This window comes from Paenibacillus sp. 01T422, assembly GCF_056398785.1.
The window spans coordinates 1-5,319 of sequence record NZ_JBFTQB010000422.1 but is presented as its reverse complement, the minus strand read 5'-3'; the positions used below and the strand labels follow the sequence as shown (position 1 = coordinate 5,319).

Here is a 5,319-nt window from a genome sequence, read left to right as displayed (position 1 = left end):
TATTAGGAATGAGATTGCACCACTTGATCACAGGATCAGAAACCTGCAGCAGTTGCTTCAGAGCCGTGCGTTGTTTTTGGCGAAATCAGCAGAGTATACGGCTGCTGCATTACAACAGAAGCGAATGGAGAAGCTCGCTGAAGAGTGGGATTCGATTGAAAAGGAAATCTTGGATGTTCGAGCTGATTACAGTGCGGAGCAGACAAGGATCAACACGAAAAGGAGCTTACTCGAATCAGAAATTGGCATGCTTGAGTCCAAGACTGCAATGCTCACCGATTCGAATTGTATTGATGACACGAAGGCGGCCTGCTTGTTTCTATCGGATGCTCAAGATGCAAAGCAAGTGCTGATTAGAAAGCATGAAGAATTGAACAACATCGACTTATCAAAATTAACTACATTAAATAAACAAATAACCGGCCTGACGGAGAAACAGCAAGAGATTGGCTATGATTTTGCTGCTCACCGGGCATTAAAAATACGCATTGAAGAACTCAGACCAATGGCAGAAGAGGCGGGCCAGATGCAAGCGAAAGAAGAGCTTCTTGTAAGCCTGCAGGAGCAAAGTACTCGGTTGAATAGCCAAATAGAAGAGCTAACGCTGAAACAAATAAATTCTCAAAAAGAGTTAGACACTTTACGTGAAGCTTTAGCACCACTGCCAGCACTTCGTAGAAGCATGGAAACTCTCCAACCTTGGGCGAATTTAAAAGACCAAATAGGAGCAGCGCGTGAAGCTAAACAAAGCTCTGCTGCTCGCATAGCAGCCATTGATTTGGAATTAGAAAGAAAAGCGGAAAGCAAAGCTGCAATTGAGGAGGAACGATCTCTGCTTCTGTTGGAAACACAGAGTCTGGATTCAGCAGTAACAGAGCTGTCTATCATCCAACGTGAGCTGCAGCAGCTTCGGGATCGACAGCACATTCTCGCCGAACAGATAGGCGGTTTGAAAACTGAGCTGGCTGCGCTGGAGAAGGATGAACAGGCTCGCCTGCAGCTGGTAGATGAGTTAGAACCAAAGGCTAAAAAGTGGAGCCGATATCAAACTTTGATTCGTGCTTTTGGCCGCGATGGAATTCCTGCACTAATCATTGAAAATGCTGTTCCCCAGCTCGAGCATATCGCAAATGAGATTCTTGGCAAAATGTCAAAAGGAAAGCATTACATTCGTTTTGAAACACAGCGTGAGTTGAAAAGCCGGGATGGAGTTCAAGAGACATTAGATATCATGATTGGCGATTGGACGTCTGAGCGGCCTTACGAAACGTTCTCAGGTGGTGAGCAGCTTCGTATCGACTATGCGATCCGATTTGCTCTAGCTGAGCTGTTAGCGCAGCGTGCCGGTAGCAAAGTGGAGTGGCTAACGATTGATGAGGGATTAGGTTCTCAAGATGCTGAGCACCGTGGGCTGGTTCTTGAATCCATTAAAGCTGTAGCAGATCGATTCAAGAAGGTCCTCGTCATTACGCATATCGAAGAAGCGCAGGCTGTGTTTGAACAACAGATTTTCTTTGAGAATACGGATGCCGGCATAGATGTCAAAGTAGCATGAATGAACTTGAGGGTGGGCCACCACTCATGAGGTCGGGTGTTTGTAAACGAATTTGGGATTTACTTGATGAGGACCCTGATGCATTTAAAAAAGAGGTAATTACGTATTTTGCAATTGCCTATCCTGGGTTTACCGTTGTGCGGGCAAAGTACCCAGATATTTATTTGAGAGACGATCGGAGGCAAACACTTTGAAGAATGGAAAAAAGCCAACAAGGCAGCAGCAAGTAGCTATAATTGCAGCCAAATTAGATCCAAAGGACTGGCTTGTTATGAAGAACCTATCCAATGAATTACATATTTTTCATCGAGATAACAAGGACTTGAAAGTTATTCCTGCATAGGGGTTGAGAAGGAGAATGCCAACTCCATTTAAAGTCGACGCATTTTTATGTGATGAAATTGCTTACCAAAGTTGTCTGTGCTGTGAGAGGGTCCAGGAAAGCAGTACTTATTTTCATTGGAGAAAAGTAGAGCTTAGTCTTTGTGTTACATGTATTGAGACTCTTTATGAAGCTGCCTTTGGTCTGGTTAATAAGTCAACTAACCTGCATGAACACAAGGCATAACTTAATGACACAGCAGTAATTAACAGAGGAGCCCGCGGGAGGGGATGACACATGAATGCCTGACAATCACATAATTCCTGTCTCCAGCGGGCTTTTTGAACATCGTGATCGTATTGGCCCGGCAATCTGGGAATTCCTCTGGTGTATTGATGCCATAACTGACGAAGAAACAGATGGGTTGGGAGCTCGCTGGGGGCTTGTACACGGCGGCGCCCCGGTGAAGCATGAGAGGATAGCACAAGAAATTGGTTCCAGCCAGGTCACGGTTCAAAGAAATATGGCTAATTTGAAGAGTCGAGGATACATAAATTCAGTCAGAACAGCCCGCGGCGAGATCATAAAAGTTGCCAAAAACAAGAAAGAAATGGATCAAAAGAGATACGTCAAAAATGATAGATCACTCAAAAGTGATACATCAATAATGATAGATCACAGTGAAAGTGATACATCAAAAATGATAGATCATGGCGAGAGATACATCAAAAATGATAGATCAGATGAGAGTGATCTATCAAAAATGATAGATCTAAAAGACTTTAAAGATCTTAATACTATTACTACTACTATTACTTATCCAGAATATGAACCTGAAAAGAAAAACCCGTTAATGCAATTGCTGGATGCTTATTGCCAGCTTAACCACAAGTTTGACATTCACGTTAAACCGAAAGAGCGCGAAGCCATGGGTAAGATGGTCGCCGGAGGTATGCCTAACCCTTTTACCATCCGAACTATGGAGCTCCTCCTTGAGGACAAGCGCAAACGTGAAGGGAATAGCTTCAAGCTWCCAACCAGTTTTCTGTACTACGAAAACGGGATCTGGGATGCCTGGAGAAATGAGAATGCCCAAACTATCCCTGTGTCGTCAGGTGAAGTCGCCCCGGGTAAGGCTCATAAAACCAAGCAAGAACAAGCTTTTACCATGCTGGATCAAATCGCAAGGGAGGAACTTGAGCGTGAACAGAGCGGAAGTCACGCAGTTGCTCAAGAAAATTAAGGGGAAGTACCCCGGGTTCCAAATCCCGAATGACTTGCAGTCACTGCAGACCATGGTGGATGAATGGCTGGAGGATCTGGAAAGCACACCTTTCGAATTGGCAGCAGAGAACTTGCGCCGGCATTCGGATAGCGCTGAGCAGTGGCCGCCAAGTATCGGCAAGCTCAAGCAGCCCTTGAAGACCGAAGAGGAGCTGTATCACGAGTCCATGAAGCGTTCAGCTCAAGAGTTCTTAGAAAAACGCGATGAATGGTTAAAGAACTCCGTCGGTCCTCCTGATCACATCAGGGCCATGATGAGTTTGCCCTACGAGCAAAGGTTGGAGGCGATCCGAGCATATGCAGCACGAAATGAACGATGACTTGAGCGCTGAGCAGGCTGTTCTTGGAGCCATTTTCACCGAGAATGAAACGATGTCGGTCGTTTCTGAGCGGCTATTGCCAGAGGACTTCATTGAGCCCAAGCACCGAATCATATACGAGTCCATGATTGAGCTCCACGATGCTGCAGAGACGGATACACCTGTTGATCTACTAACCGTCACCAAGCACTTGCAGCGGCGTCAGCAACTCGAACATGTCGGCGGTGTTGGGTACCTATCGGAACTGACAAGTGCAGTTCCTACGGTGGCCAACGTGGATTATTATGCCAAGATCGTACTTGATTCCGCACTTGAGCGAAAGACTCGAGCGGGGATGCAGAAGATCTTCCAAAATAATGATCTGACGGCCGAGGAAATGGCGGCTCAGGCGCAGGCTGTGGCTGAAGAAGTTGCGGAAAGATCTGCTAACAAGAAAGGCGGATTCAAACGGATTGATCAAGTCAGTATGCAGGTATTCGAGCAGATTGAAAAGAACAATGCGAACCCGAATCCCGGGGGCATCACGGGCATTTCATCTGGGTTTATTGACCTGGATAAACAGACCTCAGGATTCCAACGGCAGGATTTGATCATCATTGGAGCTCGTCCGTCAGTAGGGAAGACGGCTTTAGCCTTAAACGTTGCGCAGAGCGCTGGCACGACAAGCGGTGAAACAATTGCAGTCTTCAGCCTTGAGATGGGCGCTACACAATTGGTTCAGCGAATGCTCTCTTCAGAAGGTCGGATCGATGCCAGTCGAATGCGTAGCGGAATGATGGAGGGCGACGACTGGGAGAAACTGACCATGGCGATCGGCGAGCTGTCGAGGTCTAATGTCTACATCGACGACAGCCCTTCAATCACGGTTAACGAGATTCGAACCCGTTGCAAGCAGCTTAAGAAAGACTCGGGCTCGCTTGGACTCATACTCATAGATTACCTTCAGCTGATCAGCGGTTCCGGTCGTAGCGAGAATCGGCAGCAGGAAATCTCCAAGATTTCGCGTACGCTCAAGCAAATAGCTCGGGAGTTGGATGTTCCAATCATCGCTCTTTCACAGCTCAGCCGAGGTGTTGAGCAGCGGCAGGATAAGCGTCCGATGATGTCAGACCTCCGGGAGTCAGGCTCCATCGAGCAGGATGCAGATATCGTGGCTTTCTTGTACCGGGATGATTACTACGACAAGGAATCCGAAAAGAAAAACATTATCGAAATCATTATAGCTAAACAGCGTAATGGTCCGGTTGGAACGGTAGAGCTAGCTTTCCAAAAGAATTTTAATAAATTCGTTAACCTGGATAGATCACATCAAAGTGTGCTTGATAAACCAAAAGTGCAGCCAGTATCAGGCAATAACAAACGACGCTGGGCATAAATGCGAGAGGAGCGATAAAACATGCGGGATCCGCTGTTCGAGAATAAGTACCGGTATTTGGTCCTTCAAGGGAAGAACATAATCGGAGAGGTTTATGTGATGGATGAGAAGTACATCGCTATTCTCAAGAAAGTTCGCAATGGTCTCAGCTGCAGGAAGGCTGGCTGAACAATGGCACGGTATGTAGGCATTGATACTTCCACCAAGACAGGGTTCGTCGCACTAGATGAGTACGGTGATGTCTGGGACGCTCAGGAAGTTGAAGTTACAGGAAAAGACCCGGAACGAATGGTCAAACTCATCGATCGTATTGTTCACTTGGTAGGCCCAGAAGATGTTGTCTGCATCGAAGATTTTGCATATGCTCAGGCCAATCGAATGGCTATGCTCGGTGGGATTGGCTGGGGAGTTCGGATGGAGCTATTCAAGAGGGGCATTACCTACATCGAGGTTGCTACAGGGC

The 5,319-nt window shown here is 46.7% G+C and carries 6 protein-coding genes and 1 pseudogene; all 7 read left to right on the top strand.

Translation table 11 applies throughout. From position 1 onward, the window contains the following. Positions 1–1,555, top strand: a 1,555-nt coding sequence (locus AC1DUA_RS21935) for a sbcc family protein (RefSeq protein ID WP_477501795.1), incomplete at its 5' end; no start/stop codon positions are given. 190 nt (positions 1,556–1,745) lie between these two features. After that, a complete protein-coding gene (locus AC1DUA_RS21930; protein ID WP_477501794.1) occupies positions 1,746–1,898 on the top strand; it encodes a DUF6906 family protein in 153 nt (50 codons plus the stop codon). A 280-nt stretch (positions 1,899–2,178) separates the two neighbouring features. Beyond that, entirely contained in the window at positions 2,179–3,120 is a 942-nt protein-coding gene (locus AC1DUA_RS21925; protein ID WP_477501793.1) for a helix-turn-helix domain-containing protein, read from the top strand. Continuing rightward, positions 3,080–3,481, top strand: coding sequence for a hypothetical protein (locus tag AC1DUA_RS21920; protein ID WP_477501792.1), 402 nt, complete (start codon positions 3,080–3,082; stop codon positions 3,479–3,481). The genes AC1DUA_RS21925 and AC1DUA_RS21920 overlap by 41 nt, the downstream gene beginning before the upstream one ends. Further along, positions 3,459–4,856 (top strand): replicative DNA helicase, encoded by a 1,398-nt coding sequence (gene dnaB / locus AC1DUA_RS21915; protein ID WP_477501791.1) that lies wholly within the window; start codon positions 3,459–3,461, stop codon positions 4,854–4,856. Before AC1DUA_RS21920 ends, dnaB begins: the two co-directional genes overlap by 23 nt. 21 nt (positions 4,857–4,877) lie before the next feature. Then, positions 4,878–5,024 (top strand): hypothetical protein, encoded by a 147-nt coding sequence (locus AC1DUA_RS21910; protein ID WP_164819488.1) that lies wholly within the window; start codon positions 4,878–4,880, stop codon positions 5,022–5,024. 3 nt (positions 5,025–5,027) lie between these two features. Further along, positions 5,028–5,319 (top strand): annotated as a pseudogene (locus AC1DUA_RS21905) (hypothetical protein); the annotation flags it as partial.

What these genes read in the sequence shown, in the direction of transcription:
- dnaB (WP_477501791.1), top strand. Translation starts at nt 3,459, where the DNA reads ATGCAGCACGAAATGAACGATGACTTGAGCGCTGAGCAGGCTGTTCTT.
- AC1DUA_RS21910 (WP_164819488.1), top strand. Translation starts at nt 4,878, where the DNA reads ATGCGGGATCCGCTGTTCGAGAATAAGTACCGGTATTTGGTCCTTCAA.